Consider the following 22485-nt stretch of genomic DNA (forward strand, 5'->3'; position numbering starts at 1 on the left):
GGACATGGCGATGCAAACCAAACTGCTGATCAATGGCCAACTGGTCGAGGGCGAAGGCCCGGCCCAGGCGGTATTCAACCCGGCGCTCGGCCGCGTGCTGGTGGAAATCAACGAAGCCAGCGAAGCCCAGGTAGACGCCGCCGTGCGCGCAGCCGATGCGGCTTTCGAAAGCTGGTCGCAGACCGCGCCCAAGGACCGTTCGCTGCTGCTGCTGAAACTGGCAGACGTGATCGAAGCCCACGGCGAAGAGCTGGCCAAGCTGGAATCGGACAACTGCGGCAAACCCTACAGCGCCGCCTTGAACGATGAGATCCCGGCAATTGCCGACGTATTCCGCTTCTTTGCCGGCGCCAGCCGTTGCATGAGCGGCTCGGCCGGCGGTGAATACCTGCCTGGCCATACCTCGATGATCCGCCGCGACCCGGTGGGGGTGATTGCGTCCATCGCACCATGGAACTACCCGCTGATGATGGTCGCCTGGAAAATCGCCCCGGCCCTCGCCGCCGGTAATACCGTGGTGCTCAAGCCGTCGGAACAAACCCCGTTGACCGCCCTGCGCATGGTCGAACTGGCCGCTGAAATCTTCCCGGCCGGTGTGCTCAACCTGGTATTCGGCCGTGGGCCAACCGTCGGTAGCCCGCTGGTGAACCACCCGAAAGTGCGCATGGTGTCGTTGACCGGTTCCATCGCCACCGGCGCAAACATTATCTCCAGCACCGCCGACAGCGTGAAGCGCATGCACATGGAGTTGGGTGGCAAGGCGCCCGTGATCATCTTCAACGACGCGGACATCGACGCCGCCGTGGAAGGTATTCGTACTTTTGGCTTCTACAACGCCGGCCAGGATTGCACGGCGGCCTGCCGGATTTATGCGCAGGCGGATATCTACGATGCGTTTGTCGAGAAACTCGGTGCGGCGGTCGCCAGCATCCAGTACGGCTTGCAGGATGATCCGGCTACCGAATTGGGCCCATTGATTACCGCGCAGCATCGCGACCGTGTCGCCGGGTTTGTCGAACGCGCCGTGGCGCAGTCGCACATTCGCCTGGTCACCGGGGGCAAGGCCGTGGAAGGCAATGGTTTCTTCTTCGAACCGACGGTATTGGCCGACGCACAGCAGGACGACGAAATCGTGCGCCGAGAGGTGTTCGGGCCGGTGGTCTCGGTAACCAAGTTCACCGATGAAGCACAGGTACTGGGCTGGGCCAATGATTCGGACTACGGCCTGGCGTCATCCGTGTGGACCGCCGATGTAGGACGCGCCCACCGCTTGGCCGCACGCCTGCAGTACGGCTGCACCTGGGTGAACACCCACTTCATGCTCGTCAGCGAAATGCCCCACGGCGGTCAGAAACTGTCCGGGTATGGCAAGGACATGTCCATGTACGGGCTGGAGGACTACACCACCGTGCGCCATGTGATGTTCAAGCACTGACGATTTAACCCGGCATCCTCCCTGGATGCCGGGAACCTATAACAATAATTTTCAGGATCCCCCATGGATATCACCCGCCGCGACTTCCTTAACGGCGTCGCTGTCACCATTGCCGCCGGCATGACCCCGCTGCAAATCCTGCAAGCCGCTCCCGATGGCCGTTACTACCCACCCGCCCTCACCGGCCTGCGCGGCAGCCATGCCGGCTCGTTCGAAGTGGCGCACCAGATGGGCTGGGAAAAGAAGGTGTTCAACACCGACGCACTGCCGATCACCGAGGACTATGACCTGGTGGTCGTGGGCGGCGGCTTGAGTGGTTTGTCGGCGGCGTGGTTTTACCGCGAGAAGCACCCCAAGGCGAAGATCCTGATCCTGGAAAACCACGACGACTTCGGCGGTCACGCCAAGCGCAACGAATTCCAGGCCGGTGGCCGCATGATCATCGGCTACGGCGGCAGCGAGGCGTTCCAGTCGCCCAACCACCTGTACAGCAAGGAAGTGAACGGGTTGTTGAAAAAGCTCGGGGTGAACATCAAGCGCTTCGAAACCGCCTTCGACCGCCAGTTCTACCCAGGCCTTGGGCTTTCGCGCGGGGTGTTCTTCGACAAGGAAAACTTCGGCGAAGACATACTGGTCACCGGCGACCCGACGCCGATGGTGGCCGACGATATTGCACCGGACCAGTTGAATGCCCGCGCCATCCGCGACTTCATCAATGACTTCCCCTTGCCAGCGGCCGACCGCCAGGCCTTGATCGAACTGCACACCGCGCCCAAGGATTACCTGCCGGGCAAGACCGCCGAAGAAAAGGCCGACACCCTGGCTACCACCAGCTACCGCGATTTCCTGCTCAAGAACGTAGGATTGTCGGAAGGCGCAGTGAAGTACTTCCAGAGTCGCACCAATGATTTCATGGCGTTGAGCATCGATGCCGTCGCTGCTGCTGACGCTTATAGCGTGGGTTTCCCAGGCTTTACCGGGATGAACCTGGCGCCGATCAGCGAAGAAGCGGCAGCGGAAATGGAAGAGCCCTACATCTACCACTTCCCGGATGGCAATGCCTCGGTGGCGCGGTTGCTGGTGCGCAGTCTGATTCCGGGCGTGGCGCCAGGGCACACCATGGACGATATCGTGCTGGCGGCGTTTGACTACGCCAAGCTCGACCAGCCCAAGGCGGCCGTGCGCTTGCGCTTGAACAGCACGGCAGTCAGCGTGCGTAACGTCGGCAGCAGCGTGCATATCGGCTACAGCCGGGGCGGACAACTCGCACAGGTGCGCGGCAAACGTTGCATCCTGGCCTGCTACAACATGATGATTCCGTATCTGCTGAAAGACCTGCCCGCAACCCAAGCCCAAGCCCTGAGCCAGAACGTGAAGTACCCGCTGGTGTACACCAAGGTGGTGATCCGCAATTGGCAGTCGTTCCAGAAGTTGGGCGTGCATGAAATCTACGCGGCGACCCAGCCTTACAGCCGCATCAAGCTGGACTATCCGGTGAGCATGGGCGGTTACGACCACCCGCGCGACCCGACGCAGCCGATCGGCTTGCACATGGTCTACGTACCCACCAGCCCCAACAGCGGCATGAACGCCCGCGACCAGGCCCGCGCCGGACGCGGCAAGCTGTATGGGCAAACGTTCGAGCAATTGGAAGCGCAGTTGCGTGACCAGTTGCAACGTATGCTCGGGCCAGGTGGGTTCAACCATGAGACCGACATTCTGGCGATCACCGTCAACCGCTGGTCACACGGTTATGCGAGCTTCTCCAACAGCTTGTTCGACGATGCGGACCAGAGCGAAGCATGGATGAACCTGGCAAAAAAGCCGGTGGGGCATGTGAGCATCGCCAACTCGGACGCGGCGTGGAGTGCGTATGCGCATGCGGCGATTGATGAGGCTTACCGGGCAGTCGGTGAAGTGAGCTGAAATACAGTCTAAATGTGGGAGCGGGCTTGCTCGCGAATACGGTGGATCAGTGAAAGATGTATCAGCTGACACACCGCATTCGCGAGCAAGCCCGCTCCCACATTTGATCGTCATAAGGTTCAAGGAAAGTGTTCGGCCACAGCGCTGGAAATGTCTTGTCGCACTTGCTACGCCATCACCCCGCTATCAATCAATTTTCCTGCGTCATCGAACCGCTTAAGCTATCCGGCGTCTGTTTATTGTCCGTTGCGTTTGGTCGAAGGCATGTCCGAACCGTAATTTCTGATCCGCTACGTGCCAGGAACGGCGCGGGATTTGCTCACGACAGGTTGTCTCTATGCACCGCAGGAATTTGCTTAAAGCGTCCATGGCCATTGCGGCTTACACCGGTTTGTCGGCCAGCGGCCTGCTCGCCGCCCAGGCCTGGGCCGGGAACCGTGCCGCCGATGGCAAGGCCGTGGCGTTCGATTTCGAATCGCTCAAGGCCCAGGCCAAACAACTCGCCGGGAGCGCTTACAAGGACACCAAACAGGTGCTGCCGCCGACGCTGGCGACCATGACCCCGCAGAATTTCAACGCCATCGGCTACGACGGCAATCATTCGTTGTGGAAGGAGTTGAACGGCCAACTGGACGTGCAGTTCTTCCATGTCGGCATGGGTTTCAAGACGCCGGTGCGCATGCACAGTGTCGACCCCAAGACCCGCGAAGCGCGTGAAGTGCATTTCCGCCCGTCGCTGTTCAACTATGAGAAAACCACAGTCGATACCAAGCAGTTGACCGGCGACTTGGGTTTCTCGGGCTTCAAGCTGTTCAAGGCGCCGGAGCTGGACCGCCATGATGTGCTGTCGTTTCTCGGCGCCAGCTACTTCCGCGCGGTGGACAGCACCGGGCAGTACGGTCTTTCGGCCCGCGGCCTGGCCATCGACACCTACGCGAAAAAGCGCGAGGAGTTCCCCGACTTCACGCAGTTCTGGTTTGAAACCCCGGACAAGAACGCCACCCGCTTTGTGGTCTACGCCCTGCTCGACTCCCCGAGCGCCACGGGTGCCTACCGTTTCGATATCGACTGCCAGGCCAACCAGGTCGTGATGGCGATCGACGCACACATCAATGCACGTACCACCATCGAACAACTGGGCATCGCACCGATGACCAGCATGTTCAGCTGCGGCACCCACGAGCGGCGCATGTGCGACACCATCCACCCGCAGATCCACGATTCGGACCGCCTGGCCATGTGGCGTGGCAACGGCGAGTGGATCTGCCGCCCGCTGAACAACCCGGCCAAGCTGCAATTCAACGCCTTTGCCGACAAAGACCCGAAAGGCTTCGGCCTGGTGCAGACCGACCATGAGTTCGCCAGTTACCAGGATACGGTGGACTGGTACAGCAAGCGCCCAAGCCTGTGGGTCGAACCGACCACTGCGTGGGGCGAAGGCTCCATCGACCTGCTGGAAATTCCTACCACCGGTGAGACCCTGGATAACATCGTGGCCTTCTGGACCCCGAAAAAACCCGTGGCAGCCGGCGACTCGCTCAACTATGGCTACAAGCTGTATTGGAGCGCCCTGCCACCGGTGAGCACGCCGCTGGCGCAAGTCGACGCGACCCGTTCAGGCATGGGTGGCTTTACCGAGGGTTGGGCACCGGGCGAGCACTATCCACCCGTGTGGGCGCGCCGTTTTGCCGTGGACTTCAAGGGCGGCGGCCTGGATCGCCTGCCACCGGGCACCGGGATCGAGCCGGTGGTGACCTGCTCCCATGGCGAAGTGAAAGACTTCAGCGTGCTGGTGCTGGATAACATCAAGGGCTACCGCATCCTGTTTGACTGGTACCCGACCAGCGACAGCGTGGAGCCGGTGGAACTGCGCCTGTTCATTCGCACCCAGGACCGCACCTTGAGTGAAACCTGGTTGTACCAGTACTTCCCGCCGGCTCCGGATCAGCGTAAGTACACCTGATCGTCCCTTGCAGGAGCTGGCAAGCCAGCTCCTGCAAGTGCTCAGAACCGCGACACACTCTTCATCGCCCCAATCAAATAGCGCATCGCCACCTGATCGTTTTCGGTCAGGGCGCGATATTGCGCCAGCAGTTCAGCTTCATCCGAACTCAGCCTTCGACCACGCAAAGACACCCTGCGGGTCAGAAAAGACGCCACCACCCCCGCTACACCATAGGACTTGGCCATGGACTGCTTCTCCTGATATCCATCAAATACTCCCGTTGCCCATAACCACCTCCCATGAAGCGCAATGCCTCAGTGAGCAAACCGACTGACTTCCTGGGCCAGAAATCAGACTTACCCTAAGCGTAGAAACCTTCTTGCCGAGCGTGCGACTTTTTTAGAGTAATCACTTAAATATTTTCTTCGGTAACAAATACCTACAGTCATTTCCCACTGGGCAGTCGTAAAAAAACCCACCGGATCAGGGTGGGTTCTGGTGCGGCGTGCAACGGTCTAATCCCTCAAGTCAGACTCATGGATCGGCTGGTCGCGGTGCGTGGCACGCTGGTACTGCGCCGGCCAAATAGCCTTGCGCCCGCCCAGGTCATCGTCGGCATGCAGCGGCCAGTAGGGGTCACGCAACAGCTCACGGGCCAGGAAGATGATATCGGCCTGGCAGGTACGCAGGATGTGCTCGGCCTGGGCCGGCTCGGTGATCATGCCAACGGTGCCGGTGGCCATGCCCGACTCTTTGCGCACGCGCTCGGCGAAACGGGTCTGATAACCGGGGCCGGTGGGGATCTCGGCGTTGGCGGCGGTGCCACCGGAGGAGACGTCGATCAGGTCCACCCCCAAGTCCTTCAGGCGACGCGCCAGCTCCACGGTTTCATCGGGGTTCCAGCCGTCTTCCACCCAATCGGTGGCAGACACCCGCACAAACAACGGCAGCTCCTGGGGCCAGACTTCACGCACGGCCTGGGTCACTTGCAGCACCAGGCGAATGCGGTTTTCGAACGAGCCGCCGTACTGGTCCTGACGCTGGTTGCTGATGGGTGAGAGAAATTGATGCAACAGGTAACCATGGGCTGCGTGGATTTCCACCACTTCGAAGCCTGCGGTCAACGCGCGCTTGGCGGCGGCGACAAAATCGGCGATCACTTGCTGGATCTGGCCTTCGTCCAATGGCTTGGGCTGGGTGTGCTGAGGGTCGAAGGCAATCGGCGATGGCCCTACCGGCGTCCAGCCGCCATCCTCCGGTTTGACGCTGCCGTGCTTGCCGATCCAAGGCCGGTGAGTGCTGGCCTTGCGCCCGGCATGGGCCAATTGGATGCCGGCCACCGCCCCCTGGGCCGCAATGAAACGTGTGATGCGTTGCAGCGGTTCGATTTGTGCGTCATGCCACAAGCCCAGATCCTGGGCGGTGATGCGGCCATCGGCAGTCACGGCGGTGGCTTCGGTGAAAATCAGCCCGGCGCCGCCGACGGCACGGCTGCCGAGGTGTACCAGGTGCCAGTCATTAGCCAGGCCATCGACGCTTGAGTATTGGCACATGGGCGACACGGCGATGCGGTTGAGCAGGGTCAATTGACGGAGGGTATAAGGTTCGAGCAGCTGACTCATGGCGCACCTCTTCTGGGTTCTGTGGGCACTATTCAAACAGTGCTTAGAGCCTAGTCGACAACGCTGGATTGCACAGGGTTCAGAACGAAAAGCGGGAGCCGATTGCCGGCCCCCGTGTTGCAACAGCTTACATTTCGACCTGGGTGCCCAGCTCGATCACCCGGTTTACCGGGAGTTTGAAGAAGCGCAGGTTGCCGTTGGCGTTCTTCAACATAAAGGCGAACAAGGCTTCGCGCCAACGGGCCATGCCCTTGATCCGCGAAGCGATGACCGTTTCGCGGCTGAGGAAGTAGGTGGTGCGCATCGGGCTGAAGTCCAGGTCATCCAGGTGACACAACCTCAACGCCTCTGGCACGTCCGGCTCATCGGTGAAACCGAAGTGCAGGATCACGCGGAAGAAACCTTCGCCGTAGGCATCCACCTCGAACCGCCGTGCGGCCGGTACGCGGGGAATATCCTCGTAGACCACCGTCAGCAGCACCACTTGCTCATGCAACACCTGGTTGTGCAGCAGGTTGTGCAACAGCGCGTGGGGCACGGCGTCCGGGCGCGCGGTGAGGAACACGGCGGTGCCCTGCACGCGATGAGGCGGCTGCACGCGGATGCTGCTGATGAAGATCGGCAGCGGCAGGCCGCCTTCGTCGAGACGCTCCACCAGCAACTGCTTGCCGCGCTTCCAGGTGGTCATCAGCACAAACAGCACGATGCCCGCCAGTACCGGGAAGGCGCCGCCCTGGATGATCTTCGGCACGTTGGCCGCGAAATACAGACCGTCCACCAACAGGCAGCAGACCAGGACCGGAACGGCCAGGATCGGCGGCCATTTCCACAGCAACAGCATCACTGCCGACACCAGAATGGTAGTCATCAGCATGGTGCCGGTCACTGCCACGCCGTAGGCCGATGCCAAGGCGTTGGACGACTCAAAACCCAGCACCAGTAGGATCACACCCACCATCAGCGACCAGTTCACCGCGCCGATGTAGATCTGGCCCTGTTCGGCGCTGGAGGTGTGCTGAATGTGCATGCGCGGGATGTAGCCCAGCTGGATCGCCTGGCGCGTCAACGAGAACGCACCGGAAATCACCGCCTGGGAGGCAATCACCGTGGCCAGTGTGGACAACACCACCAGCGGGATTAGCGCCCAGCTCGGCGCCAGCAGGTAGAACGGGTTGCGCGCGGCTTCCGGGTCACCGAGCAGCATGGCGCCCTGGCCAAAATAATTGAGCACCAGCGCCGGCAGCACCAGGATGAACCAGGCGCGGGCGATGGGTTTGCGGCCGAAGTGGCCCATGTCGGCATACAGCGCTTCGGCGCCGGTCAGTGCCAGCACCACCGCGCCCAGGATGGCCACGCCAATGCCAGGATGCGCCTCGAAGAAGCGCACCGCCCACATCGGGTTCATCGCACTGAGCACTTCAGGATGCAGGGTGATGCCATACACGCCGAGGCCGCCCAGCACCAGGAACCAGGTCACCATCACTGGCCCGAAGAGCTTGCCGATGTGGTCAGTGCCATGTTTCTGGATCAGGAACAGCGCCACCAGCACCACCAGAGCGATGGGCACGACCCATTTCTCCAGGCCGTCGAAGGCCAGTTCCAGGCCCTCAACTGCAGACAATACGGAAATCGCCGGGGTGATCATGCTGTCGCCGTAGAACAGCGCCGCGCCGCACAGGCCACACACCACCAGGAAACTGCGCAACTTCTTGCGCTCCCCCGCCGCCCGTCGTGCCAGTGCCGTGAGCGCCATGATGCCGCCCTCGCCCTGGTTATCGGCGCGCAGCACGAACAGCATGTACTTGATCGACACCACCCAGATCAGCGACCAGAAGATCAGCGCCAGGATCCCCAGCACGCCGTCATGATTGACCTGAACCCCATAACCGCCGTTGAACACCTCTTTAAGGGTGTAGAGCGGGCTGGTCCCGATATCGCCGTAAACCACCCCGACCGCTGCCACCAGCATGCCAATCGGCTTGGCGTTTGACTGCTCGGCACCTGCTGCCTGATTACTCGCGTGACCCATCAACCACTCCTGCCCTTTGACCTGCGGTCTTTTATTAACAACGCGTCTAAGCTGACCCTAGCATGCGCTGTTTTACTTCTCGTAACAGACGTTTTGTTGACCTTAGGACATTACCTACGCGCAACGGCGCGAAGCATAGCGCAGCACTCGTCGCATTTCCCTGCATAAAGCTGGTCAAGTGCGTTGCCCGTCGCTAGAATTGCGCACTTTTTGATCAGAGGCGCACCAAGCGCCCGTCCGCAGCCTTGTCGTGCCCGACTGGCGGCGTCATTCAATACCGAGGTTAGACATGTCCACCACCATCGCAAAAGCCAACCCCAAGGTTGGCTTTGTTTCCCTGGGTTGCCCGAAGGCGCTTGTCGACTCCGAGCGCATCCTTACGCAACTGCGTATGGAAGGCTACGACGTTGTGTCCACTTACCAGGACGCTGACGTGGTGGTGGTCAACACCTGCGGCTTCATCGATTCGGCCAAGGCGGAATCCCTGGAAGTGATCGGCGAAGCGATCAAGGAAAACGGCAAGGTCATCGTGACCGGCTGCATGGGCGTGGAAGAAGGCAATATCCGCAACGTGCACCCGAGCGTGCTGGCGGTGACCGGTCCGCAGCAATACGAGCAGGTGGTCAACGCCGTGCACGAAGTGGTACCGCCGCGCCAGGACCACAACCCGCTGATCGACCTGGTGCCACCGCAAGGTATCAAGCTGACCCCGCGCCACTACGCGTACCTGAAGATTTCCGAAGGCTGCAACCACAGCTGCAGCTTCTGCATCATCCCGTCGATGCGCGGCAAGCTGGTCAGCCGCCCGGTCGGTGACGTACTCGATGAGGCCCAGCGCCTGGTCAAGTCCGGCGTCAAAGAGCTGCTGGTGATCTCCCAGGACACCAGCGCCTACGGCGTCGATGTGAAGTACCGCACCGGCTTCTGGAACGGCGCGCCGGTGAAAACCCGCATGACCGAACTGTGCGAAGCCCTCAGCAGCCTGGGCGTGTGGGTACGCCTGCACTACGTTTATCCGTACCCGCACGTGGACGAGCTGATCCCGCTGATGGCCGCCGGCAAGATCCTGCCGTACCTGGACATCCCGTTCCAGCACGCCAGCCCGAAAGTGCTCAAGGCGATGAAACGCCCGGCGTTCGAAGACAAGACCCTGGCGCGCATCAAGAACTGGCGTGAGATCTGCCCGGAGCTGATCATCCGTTCGACCTTCATCGTCGGCTTCCCCGGCGAAACCGAAGAAGACTTCCAGTACCTGCTGGACTGGCTGACCGAAGCCCAACTGGACCGCGTCGGCTGCTTCCAGTATTCGCCGGTGGAAGGCGCTCCGGCCAACCTGCTGGACCTGGCCGTGGTGCCGGACGACGTCAAGCAGGACCGTTGGGAGCGTTTCATGGCGCACCAGCAGGCCATCAGCTCGGCGCGCCTGCAACTGCGCATCGGCAAGGAAATCGAAGTGCTGATCGACGAAGTCGACGAGCAAGGCGCAGTCGGCCGTTGCTTCTTCGATGCGCCGGAAATCGACGGTAACGTGTTTATCGACGATGCCAGCGGTCTGAAGCCGGGCGACAAGGTCTGGTGCACCGTGACCGATGCCGACGAATACGACCTGTGGGCTGAAAAGCGCGACTGATCGGCAACACACCAAAAAGCCCTGCATTTGATCAAGATGTGGGGCTTTTTTAGGTCTATCGTTTGCTCATCGCCAATCATCGGCAGGGGCAGCGGGCATGCGTCGGCATTCGGTTATCCACACACCTAAAACCAGCGATTATCAAAAACTGACTGAAATCTGGGAGTCCTCGGTGCGGGCTACCCACGATTTTTTGCCGGACAGTTACATCGAACGGCTGCGCAATCTGGTGCTGACTCATTACCTGGACACGGTGATGCTGATTTGCACCAAAGACCCGCACCAAAGCATCACCGGGTTTGCCGGTGTCGCCGCGGGCAAGGTCGAGATGCTGTTTATCGACCCGCAGCACCGGGGCCAGGGCCTTGGCCGGCAACTGCTGCGTTATGCGGTCGAGCGTTTGAACGCCGACGAGCTGGAAGTGAACGAGCAGAACCCCCAGGCACTCGGCTTTTACCTCAAGCAAGGCTTCGAGGTGATCGGACGCACGGAGCACGATGGGCTGGGCCAACCGTATCCGTTGTTGCACATGCGTTTGCGCTCTTCTGGGGGAGCTGGCTTGTCGGATCCCACAAAAAGCCACAGCACTGAAATGGGGCCGGGATTAACCGCGCCCACACAGGTACAATAGCCGCCCCCTTTTGCTACGGCCCTTGTCATGACTGACCCCATACGCCTCTCCAAACGCCTTATCGAACTGGTCGGTTGCTCCCGTCGGGAGGCTGAGCTGTTCATCGAAGGCGGCTGGGTCTCGGTGGACGGTGAAGTGATCGACGAACCGCAGTTCAAGGTCACCACCCAGAAGGTCGAACTCGACCCGGACGCCAAGGCCACCGCGCCCGAGCCCGTGACCATCCTGCTGCACGCCCCGGCTGGGGTAGATGCCGAAACGGCCATGGCGTCGATCAGCGCCGACACCCTCTCGGAAGAACACCGCTTCGGCAAGCGCCCGCTCAAGGGGCACTTCCTGCGCCTGACCGCCAGCGCCGACCTGCAAGCCAAGGCCAGCGGCCTGCTGGTGTTTACCCAGGACTGGAAGATCCTGCGCAAGTTGACCGCCGATGCCGCCAAGATCGAGCAGGAATACGTGGTGGAAGTCGAAGGCGACATGGTTGCCCACGGCCTCAATCGCCTGAACCACGGCCTGACCTACAAAGGCAAAGAGCTGCCGGCGGTCAAAGCCAGCTGGCAGAACGAAAACCGCCTGCGTTTTGCGCTGAAAAACCCGCAGCCAGGCGTGATCGCGCTGTTCTGTGAAGCGGTTGGCCTCAAAGTCGTCGCCATTCGTCGTATCCGCATCGGCGGCGTGTCCATCGGCAAGGTGCCGGTTGGCCAATGGCGTTACTTGTCCGGCAAAGAGAAGTTCTAAGCCGCTACCCTTTTCCTCGACACCGCCTCTATTTGCGCGGTGTCCTCAGTTGAATACCAGGATTGCCCACCATGATTCACAATGACGTACTGCGCAGCGTGCGCTACATGCTCGACATCAGCGACAACAAGATGGTCGAGATCATCAAGCTCGGCGGCATGGACGTGACCAAGGACGACCTGCTGACCTACCTCAAGAAAGACGAGGAAGAAGGCTTCGTGTTCTGCCCGGATGAAGTCATGGCGCACTTCCTCGACGGCTTGGTGATCTTCAAGCGCGGCAAGGACGAAAGCCGTCCGCCGCAGCCGATCGAGACCCCGGTGACCAACAACATCATCCTCAAGAAGCTGCGCGTGGCCTTCGAGCTGAAAGAAGACGACATGCACGCCATCCTCAAGGCCGCCGAGTTCCCGGTGTCCAAGCCTGAACTGAGCGCGCTGTTCCGCAAGTTCGGCCACACCAACTACCGCACCTGTGGCGACCAGTTGCTGCGCAACTTCCTCAAGGGCCTGACCCTGCGGGTGCGTGCTTAAGCCATGAGCTACAACGTCTCGCCCGTCGGCTTCGTGCGCTCCTGTTTCAAGGAGAAGTTCGCCATCCCACGCCAACCGCAACTGGCGCCTGCCGCCCGTGGTGTGCTGGAGCTGGTGGCGCCGTTCGACGGCGGCGAGGCCGTACAGGGCCTGGAGCAGGTCAGCCATGTGTGGCTGTTGTTCCTGTTCCATCAGGCGCTGGAAGACAAGCCACGCCTGAAAGTGCGCCCGCCGCGCCTGGGTGGCAACACGTCCATGGGCGTGTTTGCCACCCGCGCCACCCACCGACCCAACGGCATCGGCCAGTCAGTGGTCAAGCTGGAAAAAGTGGAGCCAGGACGGCTGTGGATTTCCGGGATTGATCTGCTCGATGGCACGCCGGTGCTGGATATCAAGCCGTATGTGCCGTATGCCGACGTAGTCGACACGGCGACCAACGACATCGCCAGCGCCGCGCCACAGCTGATTCCGGTGCAATGGCTCAAGACAGCGCTGCTGCAGGCACAAGGCCACGCTCAGCGCCTGGGCGAGCCACTGGTGGAACTGATTGATCAGTGCCTGGCACAGGATCCACGGCCGGCTTATCAGACGCCGGGGCCGGAGCGGGAATATGGCGCGCAGTTCTGGGATGTGGATGTGCGTTGGCACTATCCCGAGCCTGGGGTGATTTGTGTACTGGAAGTACTCCCAGCCCACTGAAGAAACCGGAAACAAAATGTGGGAGCGGGCTTGCTCGCGAAAGCGGTGTATCAGTCAATAACTCTGTCGACTGACACTCCGCTTTCGCGAGCAAGCCCGCTCCCACATTTTTTTGATCAGTGTTGTTACTGACCCAGCATTACTTCTCGACGAACGCACGCTCGATCAAGTAATCACCCGGCTCACGCATCCGTGGCGAAACTTTCAGGCCGAAGCTGTTCAACACTTCGCTGGTTTCGTCCAGCATGCTTGGGCTACCGCACAGCATGGCGCGGTCGTCCTCGGGGTTGATCGGTGGCAGGCCGATGTCGCTGAACAGCTTGCCGCTGCGCATCAGGTCGGTCAGGCGGCCTTCGTTTTCGAACGGCTCGCGGGTCACGGTCGGGTAGTAGATCAACTTGTCACGCAGGGCCTCGCCGAAGAATTCGTTCTGCGGCAGGTGCTCGGTGATGAATTCGCGGTAGGCGACTTCGTTGACGTAACGCACGCCGTGGCACAGGATCACCTTTTCAAAGCGCTCGTAGGTTTCCGGGTCCTGGATTACGCTCATGAACGGCGCCAGGCCAGTACCGGTGCTGAGCAGGTACAGGTGTTTGCCCGGTTTCAAATCGTCAAGCACCAGGGTGCCCGTCGGTTTTTTGCTGATGATGATCTCGTCGCCTTCCTTCAAGTGCTGCAATTGGGAAGTCAGCGGGCCATCCGGCACCTTGATGCTGAAGAACTCCAGATGCTCTTCCCAGTTCGGGCTGGCAATGGAGTAAGCGCGCATGAGCGGGCGGCCGTTGGGCTGTTGCAGGCCGATCATCACGAACTGACCGTTCTCGAAGCGCAGGCCCGGATCGCGGGTGCACTTGAAGCTGAACAGAGTGTCGTTCCAGTGATGAACACTGAGGACACGCTCGTGGTTCATGTTGCTCATGTACGGGGGACTCCTGGAAATGGGTCTGCGCCAAATGTAGTTGCGCAATTGCACAGCATTCTAATGGCGGCGACAATATCTGTTAACTGGATTATTAAGATAAGGGTTATCGGTTATATCGATATGCGATTTACTCTCCGTCAACTGCAAGTCTTCGTCGCCGTCGCCCAGCAGGAAAGCGTCTCGCGCGCTGCTGGCCTTCTGGCCTTATCTCAATCCGCCGCCAGCACCTCGATCACCGAGCTGGAGCGCCAATCCAGCTGCCAATTATTCGACCGCGCGGGCAAACGCCTGAGCCTCAACGCCCTCGGTCATCAGCTATTGCCCCAGGCAGTGGCGCTGTTGGACCAGGCCAAGGAGATCGAGGACCTGCTTAACGGCAAGAGCGGGTTCGGTTCCCTGGCGGTCGGCGCCACCCTCACCATCGGCAATTACCTGGCCACGTTGCTGATCGGCAGCTTCATGCAGCAACACCCCGAGAGCCAGGTGAAACTGCATGTGCAGAACACTGCCCATATCGTGCACCAGGTGGCGCACTACGAAATTGACCTGGGTCTAATCGAAGGCGACTGCAGCCACCCGGATATCGAGGTGAAAACCTGGGTGGAGGATGAACTGGTGGTGTTTTGCGCACCGCAACATCATTTAGCCAAGCGCGGGGTGGCAACCATGGACGAGTTGACCCATGAGGCGTGGATCCTGCGGGAACAAGGCTCAGGCACACGTCTGACCTTTGACCAAGCCATGCGCCATCACCGCAGTGCGCTGAATATTCGCCTGGAGTTGGAGCACACCGAAGCAATCAAGCGTGCAGTGGAGTCAGGATTGGGGATTGGCTGTATTTCGCGGCTGGCACTGCGCGACGCGTTCCGGCGTGGCAGCCTGGTACCGGTGGAAACTCCGGACCTGGACCTGGCCCGGCAGTTCTACTTCATCTGGCATAAGCAGAAGTACCAGACCTCGGCGATGCGCGAGTTCCTGGAACTGTGCCGCGCCTTCACCGCCGGGGTTCAGCGCAGCGACGAGATCGTGCTGCCGAGTATTGCCTGAGGGTTAGATCAGGATCACGGCCCAGACCAGGGTGATCATGGTCAGCGCAACGAATTGCGCGGCGCTGCCCATGTCCTTGGCGTTTTTCGACAGCGGGTGGCGGTCAAGGGAGATGCGGTCGATTGCCGCTTCGACTGCCGAGTTGAGCAACTCGACGATCAACGCCAGCAGGCACACGGCGATGAGCAAAGCACGCTCGACCCGGCTCACATTCAGGAAAAAGCTCAATGGGATCAGGATCACGTTGAGCAACACCAACTGGCGGAACGCCGCCTCGCCGGTGAAAGCCGCACGCAGGCCATCCAGGGAATAGCCCCCAGCATTGAAGATACGTTTGATACCGGTTTGACCCTTGAAAGGCGACATAGACGTAGGCAACTGAACCAAAGAAGTGGGGAAACTAGATCACGCCAAGTCAAAAAAGCGTGAATCGATGACAGCTTAATGCTGCGAAATTGACTCAAGTTGTTGCAAGAGCAACGCCGCCTGGGTGCGGGTACGCACGCCGAGTTTGCGGAAGATCGCCGTGACGTGGGCCTTGATGGTGGCTTCCGATACGCTCAACTCGTAGGCAATCTGCTTGTTCAACAAGCCTTCGCAGACCATGGTCAGCACCCGGAACTGCTGCGGTGTCAGGCTGGCAAGGCCATCGCGGGCGGCCTTGGCTTCGTCGGACACGTTGATTTCTTCAAACGCTTGCGGCGGCCAGGACACATCGCCATCCAGCACGGTGCGTACGGCTTTCTGGATATCTTCCATCGCACTGGACTTGGGAATGAAACCGCTGGCGCCAAACTCCTTGGAGCGCACCACCACGTCGGCTTCTTCCTGGGCCGAGACCATCACCACGGGGATCTGCGGGTACTGGCCGCGCAACAGCACCAAACCGGAGAAACCGTAGGCACCGGGCATGTTCAGGTCGAGCAGCACCAGGTCCCAGTCGGATTTCTCGGTAAGGCGGGCTTCCAGCTCGGCAATGCTGGCCACTTCAACCAGGCGGACGTCCGGGCCAAGGCCCAAGGTCACGGCCTGGTGCAACGCACTGCGAAACAGCGGGTGGTCATCGGCTATCAGGATTTCGTATGTGGCCATTGATTAAATGATCCTGTTTTTTAGGGGTGCCCTGATCGGCGCCCAGCATGCCCAGCGCAGCCTGGGGGGTCAAGCGCTACGCCCGTGGGCATTTTAGCGGGTTGCGGGTTTGGGGTGCCATCATGCAAACGTCGTCTGGTTATACCGTCGCAATATAGGGAGCAAGGCGCGTATGAACAGTATCCGTCGGATCCAGCGGCATCTGGAACTTGGCGGCCAGGTAATGGGTGCTGAACACATCCAGGTAGGCGTCCAGGACTTCACTGGCCACCAGGTCATCGGCCAGCTCAAGGCATAGAGCAGCGACTTCGGCGGTGCAGAAGTGGTCGTCGCGTTTGGAACGGCGCAGTTTGTAGCGCGATAGCTGCTCGGGCGCCAGACTGAGCACCGGCAAATGCTCCAGGTAGGGGCTTTTGCGGAACATTTTGCGCGCTTCGCTCCAAGTGCCATCCAGCAGGATGAACAGCGGACGCTTGCCCTCCTCTACCTTCACCTCGCTGACGACGCGCTCCGGTGCGACGAATTCGCCGGGGAACACGATATAGGGCTGCCACTGCGGGTCGGCCAGCAACGTGAGCAGGTCTGGATCGACCTCGGTACGTGACCAGGCGAACGCGGTGGTGTCGTCGATCACATCGGCGATCAGCCAGCCTGTATTGCTGGGTTTCATGGGTTCCACGTCATGCATCAGCAGGCACATCGCTGAAGTGGCGGCGACGTTGGGCCGCCAGGCACACAGGCAGTACTCAGGAATGACCCGGCAGCCGGGGCAGCGCTCGGCACGCGAACCACGGTTGAGGAACGGCCGGACGGCACGGGCCAGACGCTGGGTGCGCAGACGGGAAACGGCGTGGCTCATCGGATGCGCCGGTGGGACGGGTAGATCGACACGGTGAAAACTCGTGGACGGCTGAAGTGGCGGCAGTTTACCAGCGATACGCCTGGCTGTAGTGGCAAGGGCTCACCTATAATTGCGCGCCACTGAACGCACAGCGCAGTGGCTGGTCTATGCACCAGTAACCGAATCAGGAGAGTTTCATGCTGCGTTCCATGCTGCGCCTTGTCGCCCCATCCGTCGCCCTCGCGCTGGTATTGCCCGTGTGCGCCCAGGCGGCCTCGCTGCTGGAGGCCCAAATGAACCGCAAGCTGCAAAGCGTCGCGGCTGAGAGCAACAAGGACCTGCCCCGGGAAATCGACGAAAAGACCCTGGAAGTGGCCTACACCGTTGAAGGCATGCAACTGATCGACCACCTGAGCGTCTTGCCCGACCGCGCCGAACAGATGCGCGCGAACCCCAAGGCGGTGTACTTCCAGCTCGGTCAGAGCGTGTGCCTGAACAAGGGCTACCGCGAGCTGATGGCCAAGGGTGCGGTGATGCGTTACGAAATCACTGAGAACAAGACCAACCGTCCTGTGGCCTCGGTGAAGTTCGTGGAAGCGGATTGCCCGGCACCGGCTGCGGCAAAAAAGAAAAAGTAACGGCTTGACCTTCGCGTGCTGCCGTTCGGTGGCGCGCACTCCCCCCCGCTTCAAGTGCTTCCAGACAGCTAGACTCCGTATTGAGCGACCAATAAGTGGTTGCCAGCCAACGGTTTTCCGGCCCATGATCAAGTCATCCCAACCGTTCATCCACAGCGCTTTTCATGCTGTTCTGTAACATTTTCAGGGCAAAAGAAGGTTGCCCCTACGGCGAACAGCGACACAAGCAGTGTCGTCGCCTGCGGCGAAGGTGCCCTGCAAGAAGGAGAAGTTGAATGCCTTACGAACCGAATGACCGCCTGCTCCGACACTTCGAAGAACACGGCACCGACCTCACCCAGCAGGTCGACGCACAACTCCAACTGATCGCCCCAAACAGTCCGAATATCCCCCTTTATCGCGACATGATCCTCACCGTGCTGCGCATGGCCCAGGACGACCGCAACCGCTGGAACGCCAAGATCACCCTGCAAGCCATCCGCGAGCTGGACAATGCCTTTCGCGTGCTCGAACAGTTCAAGGGCCGCCGCAAGGTCACGGTGTTCGGCTCGGCTCGCACACCGATAGAAAGCCCATTGTATGCACTGGCCCGCGAAGTCGGCGCGGCACTGGCACGTTCGGACCTGATGGTGATCACCGGCGGCGGTGGCGGCATCATGGCCGCCGCCCACGAAGGCGCGGGCCTGGAACACAGCCTGGGTTTCAACATCACCCTGCCGTTTGAACAGCATGCCAACCCGACCATCGATGGCACTGAGAACCTGCTGTCCTTCCACTTCTTCTTTACCCGCAAGCTGTTCTTCGTCAAGGAGGCCGATGCCTTGGTGCTGTGCCCGGGCGGTTTCGGCACCCTGGATGAAGCATTGGAAGTGCTGACCCTGATCCAGACCGGCAAGAGCCCACTGGTCCCGGTGGTGCTGCTGGACGCGCCGGGTGGTGGGTTCTGGCAAGGCGCCCTGGACTTTATCCGCAGCCAGTTGGAAGCCAACCGCTACATCCTGCCCACCGACCTCAAGCTGGTACGCCTGGTGTACAGCGCCGAAGAGGCTGTGGAAGAGATCAACCAGTTTTATGCCAACTTCCACTCCACCCGTTGGCTGAAACGCGAGTTTGTGGTGCGCATGAATCACCCGCTCAGTGAACGCGCATTGGCCCATTTGCAAGGCGAGTTCGCCAGCCTGCGACTGAGTGGAGAGTTCCAGCAGCTCTCGTATACCGGCGAGGAACATGATGAACCGAGGTTCAGCCATTTGACGCGGCTGGTGTTCAACTTCAACGGGCGCGATCAGGGCCGGCTGCGGGAGTTGGTGGACTACATCAATTTACCGGAGAACTGGGCACAGGCTCAGGGCAAGGCGCAGCAGCGAGTGGCGCCGGAGCCGGCGTGATTTTTTGAGGGCAAAAAAAAAGACCCACTATTTTCATAGTGGGTCTTTTTTGGTGGTGTATCAGGTGAAGCAATTGGGGCTGCTGCGCAGCCCAGCGGGAGCAAGCTCCCTCGCCACAACAGCTCGCTCACCTCTACAGCAGTGTTCAGTCGTCCATGTCTCGGCCGCTCAACAAGCGGCTGATCATTTCCATCGAAAACCCGCGATAGCTGAGGAATCGTCCCTGCTTCGCCCGTTCCTTGGCATCAATCGGCAGATGGCCAGAGAACTTGCGCCGCCAGGTGTCTTCCAACTGCGCCTGCCAACTGATCCCGCACTCGCGCAGGGCAAGGTCGATATCCGCTCGTTGCAGGCCTCGCTGGCTCAGCTCTTCGCGAATACGCGCCGGGCCATAACCCGAACGGGCTCGGTACGAGACAAAACTTTCTAGATAACGGGCTTCGGAAAGCAGCCCCTCTTCCGTCAAGCGGTCGAGGGCGCTTTCGATCATCTCGGGCTCTGCGCCGCGCTGACGCAATTTACGCGTCAGCTCGACTCGACCGTGCTCGCGGCGAGCGAGCAGGTCCATCGCAGTGCGCCGAACGGCGACGAGTGTATCCAGCACAACTGTCATCGTTAGATGTCAGTGTCTACTTCTTCCACTTCTTCAACCGGCTCGCGGTTGGCGGCAGCTTTCACGTCTGGAGCAGCAGTCAGCAGCTTGTCGCGAATCTGCTTTTCAAGCGTGGCGGCGATGTCCGGGTTGTCCGCCAGGAACTTGGCCGAGTTGGCCTTGCCTTGACCGATCTTGCTGCCGTTGTAGGCATACCAGGCACCGGATTTTTCGACAAAACCATGCAGCACGCCCAGGTCGATCATCTCGCCGTTCAGGTAGATACCCTTGCCGTAGAGAATCTGGAACTCGGCCTGACGGAAAGGCGGGGCCACTTTGTTCTTCACGACTTTAACGCGGGTTTCGCTACCGACAACCTCGTCACCTTCTTTCACCGCGCCGGTACGACGGATGTCCAGACGGACCGAAGCGTAGAACTTCAGCGCGTTACCACCGGTGGTGGTTTCCGGGCTGCCGAACATCACGCCGATCTTCATACGGATCTGGTTGATGAAGATCACCAGGCAGTTGGCGTTCTTGATGTTACCGGTGATTTTACGCAGCGCCTGGGACATCAGACGGGCCTGCAGGCCCACGTGCATGTCACCCATTTCGCCTTCGATTTCAGCCTTGGGTACCAGGGCCGCCACGGAGTCGACCACGATCACGTCGATGGCGTTGGAGCGCACCAGCATGTCGGTGATTTCCAGGGCTTGCTCACCGGTGTCCGGCTGGGAAACCAGCAGGTCGTCAACGTTGACGCCCAGTTTGCCGGCGTATTCAGGGTCCAGGGCGTGCTCGGCGTCGACGAACGCACAGGTGGCGCCCATTTTCTGCGCCTGGGCAATCACCGACAAAGTCAGGGTAGTTTTACCGGAAGATTCAGGACCGTAGATTTCAACGATACGGCCTTTTGGCAGGCCGCCAATGCCGAGCGCGATGTCCAGACCCAGAGAGCCCGTGGAAATAGCCGGGATCGCCTGACGGTCGTGATCGCCCATACGCATTACGGCACCCTTGCCGAATTGACGTTCGATCTGACCCAGGGCCGCAGCCAAGGCTTTCTTCTTGTTGTCGTCCATTAAAGTCCTCACGTAATCAATAAGGCCGGGGCGGCCAACACCTGTATAAGTAGACAGTATTGTTCCACAAAGATCGGAGATCGCCTACCCCTGATTTTCTATTTCTGCTGCAGCTCGTCGCAACAAGCCCTCTAGCGCGGCCTTTACCGTTTGTCGGCGGACCTCGTCGCGGTTACCGGTGAAGTGCTCAAGCTCGGCCGTAACCTCATCGCCGACGCCGAAAGCCAGCCATACCGTGCCCACGGGTTTGTCCGGCGAACCGCCATCCGGTCCCGCTACACCACTGACCGCCACGGCAAAGCGCGCCAGGCTTTTTTCCTGTGCACCACGCACCATTGCCTCCACCACTTCCTGGCTGACGGCGCCGACTTTTGGAAACAACGTTTCCGGCACATTCAACTGGCGGGTCTTCTGGCGATTGGAATAGGTGACATACCCCGCCTCGAACCAGGCCGAACTTCCCGGAATCCGCGTAATGGCTTCCGCGATTCCGCCGCCGGTGCAGGACTCGGCGGTGGTGACGTGGGCGTTGAGCACCTGCAAACGGCGCCCCAGTTCAGCAGCCAGTTGAGTGATTTCCTTCACGGTCGTCTCCAGTCGTGGGCGGGGGTTCGCCTACCCTACAGGAGACAATCTCACACGCAAGTGACGGACTGTCTCAAGACACTAACGGGCGACGGCTCGCACATACGCCTGGCAGGCACGCAAGGCAATCAGGGCGCTGTCGCCGTCGTCGGTGATGCGGATAATTCGCTGAGCATGCGCTGGGTCAAGTCGGGCTCGCGGGGCTGCATGAACCACGCTGCCGGCGGCGGTGGCGGCTGGCATTGGGCAGCCACTGGAGGCGTCGAGAAGGACTGACAGCCGCACATCAGCAGTGGCAATGCGGTCACGCAAAGCTGCTTGAGTACGTTGGGCATCGCTCAACTCCCGGGCATGTTGTTGGTCGATGGCACTGAGCTGTTGCTCAAGGGCCAGCCGTCTGTCTTGCTCGGCCTGCTGTAGATGCAGGGCTTTCTGGGTCTGTGCGGCCGACAAGCGTTCAATCTGTGCCCCGTACCGCCACGCCTGCACCTGCCAGACAACGACCACCAGCACGCATACGCCAATCGCAACTAAGAAACGCATAACACCACCTTCGCCCGCGCCCACAACTGCAAACGGTCCTCCAGGCCATTGAGCCCGCCGTTGATACGCCGGGTGATGGTGGTGAACTGGTCCTTGTCGGCGAGTTCATTCAAGCCATTGCTTTGCCAGAACCAGGCGGCGGATTCACAGGCCCATTGTGGTTGCTCCAGTAATTCGGGTTGTTGCAGCAAGCGATCATCGCCGAACAGCGCTTGGCTGCATGCCAGGTAGTTGCGGCGACCGGTGACCTGGATCAGCCCCCTGCCCCGGTACTTTTGGCCGTCGCCGTCCGCTTCAGGCGTATTGCCCAGGCGCGCGGCCAACGTACCGGTGTCGTACTTGCTCAAATAAGTATCGCTGCCGAGTTCGCGCACGTAGTGCAGTTCGCCGGATTCGTGGCCGATCTGCGCGAGAAAAGCGGCGGCGCGCAGCACGCTGTTGATTTCGTACCGAACAAAAGACGCATTCAACGCGGTTGAAAAAACTCCCGCCATACGGCTAGCGCCTGGAATGATTTGAATCAATTGAGGCTGCGTTATCACCACCACGGTCACCTTGAAAGCCCCC

The 22485-nt window shown here is 60.4% G+C and carries 23 protein-coding genes; 11 read left to right on the forward strand and 12 right to left on the reverse strand.

Annotation, left to right across the window (positions count from 1 at the left end; all coding sequences use genetic code 11):
- Positions 1–10 precede the first annotated feature (10 nt).
- The 3 genes from HX823_RS20125 to HX823_RS20135 all read left to right on the forward strand — a co-directional run bounded on the left by HX823_RS20125 (position 11) and on the right by HX823_RS20135 (position 5324).
- Positions 11–1435, forward strand: coding sequence for a gamma-aminobutyraldehyde dehydrogenase (locus tag HX823_RS20125; protein WP_038849307.1), 1425 nt, complete (start codon positions 11–13; stop codon positions 1433–1435).
- A 63-nt stretch (positions 1436–1498) separates the two neighbouring features.
- Positions 1499–3361: an FAD/NAD(P)-binding protein gene (locus HX823_RS20130; RefSeq protein ID WP_177076277.1), complete on the forward strand. Its 1863-nt coding sequence runs from the start codon at positions 1499–1501 to the stop codon at positions 3359–3361.
- A gap of 337 nt (positions 3362–3698) precedes the next feature.
- Positions 3699–5324, forward strand: a complete 1626-nt coding sequence (locus HX823_RS20135) for a glucan biosynthesis protein D (protein WP_177076279.1) — start codon at positions 3699–3701, stop codon at positions 5322–5324.
- Positions 5325–5365: 41 nt separating this feature from the next.
- Here HX823_RS20135 and HX823_RS20140 read toward each other — a convergent pair whose 3' ends face one another.
- The 3 genes from HX823_RS20140 to HX823_RS20150 form a co-directional block, all read right to left on the reverse strand.
- Positions 5366–5551, reverse strand: coding sequence for a hypothetical protein (locus HX823_RS20140; RefSeq protein ID WP_038847769.1), 186 nt, complete (start codon positions 5549–5551; stop codon positions 5366–5368).
- 270 nt (positions 5552–5821) lie between these two features.
- On the reverse strand, positions 5822–6928 hold the full coding sequence (locus HX823_RS20145; protein WP_038847765.1) for an NADH:flavin oxidoreductase/NADH oxidase: 1107 nt from the start codon (positions 6926–6928) through the stop codon (positions 5822–5824).
- Positions 6929–7055: 127 nt separating this feature from the next.
- Positions 7056–8957: a potassium transporter Kup gene (locus HX823_RS20150; protein ID WP_177076281.1), complete on the reverse strand. Its 1902-nt coding sequence runs from the start codon at positions 8955–8957 to the stop codon at positions 7056–7058.
- A gap of 289 nt (positions 8958–9246) precedes the next feature.
- Between HX823_RS20150 and rimO the strand changes: the two genes are divergently transcribed.
- From rimO to tsaA, 5 genes are all read left to right on the forward strand, one after another.
- Positions 9247–10587, forward strand: coding sequence for a 30S ribosomal protein S12 methylthiotransferase RimO (gene rimO / locus HX823_RS20155; RefSeq protein WP_003231334.1), 1341 nt, complete (start codon positions 9247–9249; stop codon positions 10585–10587).
- Positions 10588–10684: 97 nt separating this feature from the next.
- Positions 10685–11218 carry a GNAT family N-acetyltransferase gene (locus HX823_RS20160; RefSeq protein WP_256350190.1) on the forward strand — a complete coding sequence of 178 codons (534 nt, stop codon included), beginning with the start codon at positions 10685–10687 and terminating at the stop codon, positions 11216–11218.
- Positions 11219–11245: 27 nt separating this feature from the next.
- Positions 11246–11956 carry an rRNA pseudouridine synthase gene (locus HX823_RS20165; protein WP_033899932.1) on the forward strand — a complete coding sequence of 237 codons (711 nt, stop codon included), beginning with the start codon at positions 11246–11248 and terminating at the stop codon, positions 11954–11956.
- Between the two features lie 71 nt (positions 11957–12027).
- Entirely contained in the window at positions 12028–12489 is a 462-nt protein-coding gene (locus HX823_RS20170) for a DUF1456 family protein (RefSeq protein WP_032893248.1), read from the forward strand.
- Between the two features lie 3 nt (positions 12490–12492).
- Positions 12493–13188, forward strand: coding sequence for a tRNA (N6-threonylcarbamoyladenosine(37)-N6)-methyltransferase TrmO (gene tsaA / locus HX823_RS20175; RefSeq protein ID WP_177076283.1), 696 nt, complete (start codon positions 12493–12495; stop codon positions 13186–13188).
- 139 nt (positions 13189–13327) lie between these two features.
- Here tsaA and fpr read toward each other — a convergent pair whose 3' ends face one another.
- Positions 13328–14107: a ferredoxin-NADP reductase gene (fpr, locus tag HX823_RS20180; RefSeq protein WP_003189055.1), complete on the reverse strand. Its 780-nt coding sequence runs from the start codon at positions 14105–14107 to the stop codon at positions 13328–13330.
- A gap of 123 nt (positions 14108–14230) precedes the next feature.
- Here fpr and HX823_RS20185 point away from each other — a divergent pair, with 123 nt between their 5' ends.
- Complete coding sequence (locus HX823_RS20185) at positions 14231–15157, forward strand: LysR family transcriptional regulator (protein WP_177076284.1); 927 nt, start codon at positions 14231–14233, stop codon at positions 15155–15157.
- Between the two features lie 3 nt (positions 15158–15160).
- Here the strand turns inward: HX823_RS20185 and HX823_RS20190 are convergent, their stop codons facing one another.
- The 3 genes from HX823_RS20190 to HX823_RS20200 all read right to left on the reverse strand — a co-directional run bounded on the left by HX823_RS20190 (position 15161) and on the right by HX823_RS20200 (position 17108).
- On the reverse strand, positions 15161–15523 hold the full coding sequence (locus tag HX823_RS20190; protein ID WP_003172176.1) for a diacylglycerol kinase: 363 nt from the start codon (positions 15521–15523) through the stop codon (positions 15161–15163).
- A 75-nt stretch (positions 15524–15598) separates the two neighbouring features.
- Positions 15599–16249 carry a response regulator transcription factor ErdR gene (gene erdR, locus HX823_RS20195; RefSeq protein WP_003189050.1) on the reverse strand — a complete coding sequence of 217 codons (651 nt, stop codon included), beginning with the start codon at positions 16247–16249 and terminating at the stop codon, positions 15599–15601.
- A gap of 139 nt (positions 16250–16388) precedes the next feature.
- Positions 16389–17108, reverse strand: a complete 720-nt coding sequence (locus tag HX823_RS20200) for a tRNA-uridine aminocarboxypropyltransferase (protein ID WP_038847867.1) — start codon at positions 17106–17108, stop codon at positions 16389–16391.
- Positions 17109–17287: 179 nt separating this feature from the next.
- Between HX823_RS20200 and HX823_RS20205 the strand changes: the two genes are divergently transcribed.
- Together HX823_RS20205 and HX823_RS20210 are read left to right on the forward strand one after the other, a co-directional pair.
- Complete coding sequence (locus tag HX823_RS20205) at positions 17288–17728, forward strand: PA3611 family quorum-sensing-regulated virulence factor (RefSeq protein WP_010212685.1); 441 nt, start codon at positions 17288–17290, stop codon at positions 17726–17728.
- Positions 17729–18003: 275 nt separating this feature from the next.
- Entirely contained in the window at positions 18004–19116 is a 1113-nt protein-coding gene (locus HX823_RS20210; RefSeq protein WP_177076286.1) for a TIGR00730 family Rossman fold protein, read from the forward strand.
- Between the two features lie 145 nt (positions 19117–19261).
- Here HX823_RS20210 and recX read toward each other — a convergent pair whose 3' ends face one another.
- From recX to HX823_RS20235, 5 genes are all read right to left on the reverse strand, one after another.
- Positions 19262–19729 (reverse strand): recombination regulator RecX, encoded by a 468-nt coding sequence (gene recX / locus HX823_RS20215; RefSeq protein ID WP_033899922.1) that lies wholly within the window; start codon positions 19727–19729, stop codon positions 19262–19264.
- Between the two features lie 2 nt (positions 19730–19731).
- Positions 19732–20790, reverse strand: coding sequence for a recombinase RecA (recA, locus tag HX823_RS20220; protein ID WP_010170065.1), 1059 nt, complete (start codon positions 20788–20790; stop codon positions 19732–19734).
- Positions 20791–20874: 84 nt separating this feature from the next.
- Positions 20875–21375: a CinA family protein gene (locus HX823_RS20225; protein WP_095014909.1), complete on the reverse strand. Its 501-nt coding sequence runs from the start codon at positions 21373–21375 to the stop codon at positions 20875–20877.
- Positions 21376–21456: 81 nt separating this feature from the next.
- Complete coding sequence (locus HX823_RS20230; RefSeq protein ID WP_016977938.1) at positions 21457–21918, reverse strand: lysis system i-spanin subunit Rz; 462 nt, start codon at positions 21916–21918, stop codon at positions 21457–21459.
- Complete coding sequence (locus tag HX823_RS20235; RefSeq protein ID WP_038847875.1) at positions 21906–22463, reverse strand: glycoside hydrolase family 19 protein; 558 nt, start codon at positions 22461–22463, stop codon at positions 21906–21908. The genes HX823_RS20230 and HX823_RS20235 overlap by 13 nt, the downstream gene beginning before the upstream one ends.
- Positions 22464–22485 lie beyond the last annotated feature (22 nt).

It is taken from the genome of Pseudomonas sp. P7759 (assembly GCF_013386445.1).
GTDB lineage: Bacteria > Pseudomonadota > Gammaproteobacteria > Pseudomonadales > Pseudomonadaceae > Aquipseudomonas > Aquipseudomonas azotoformans_A.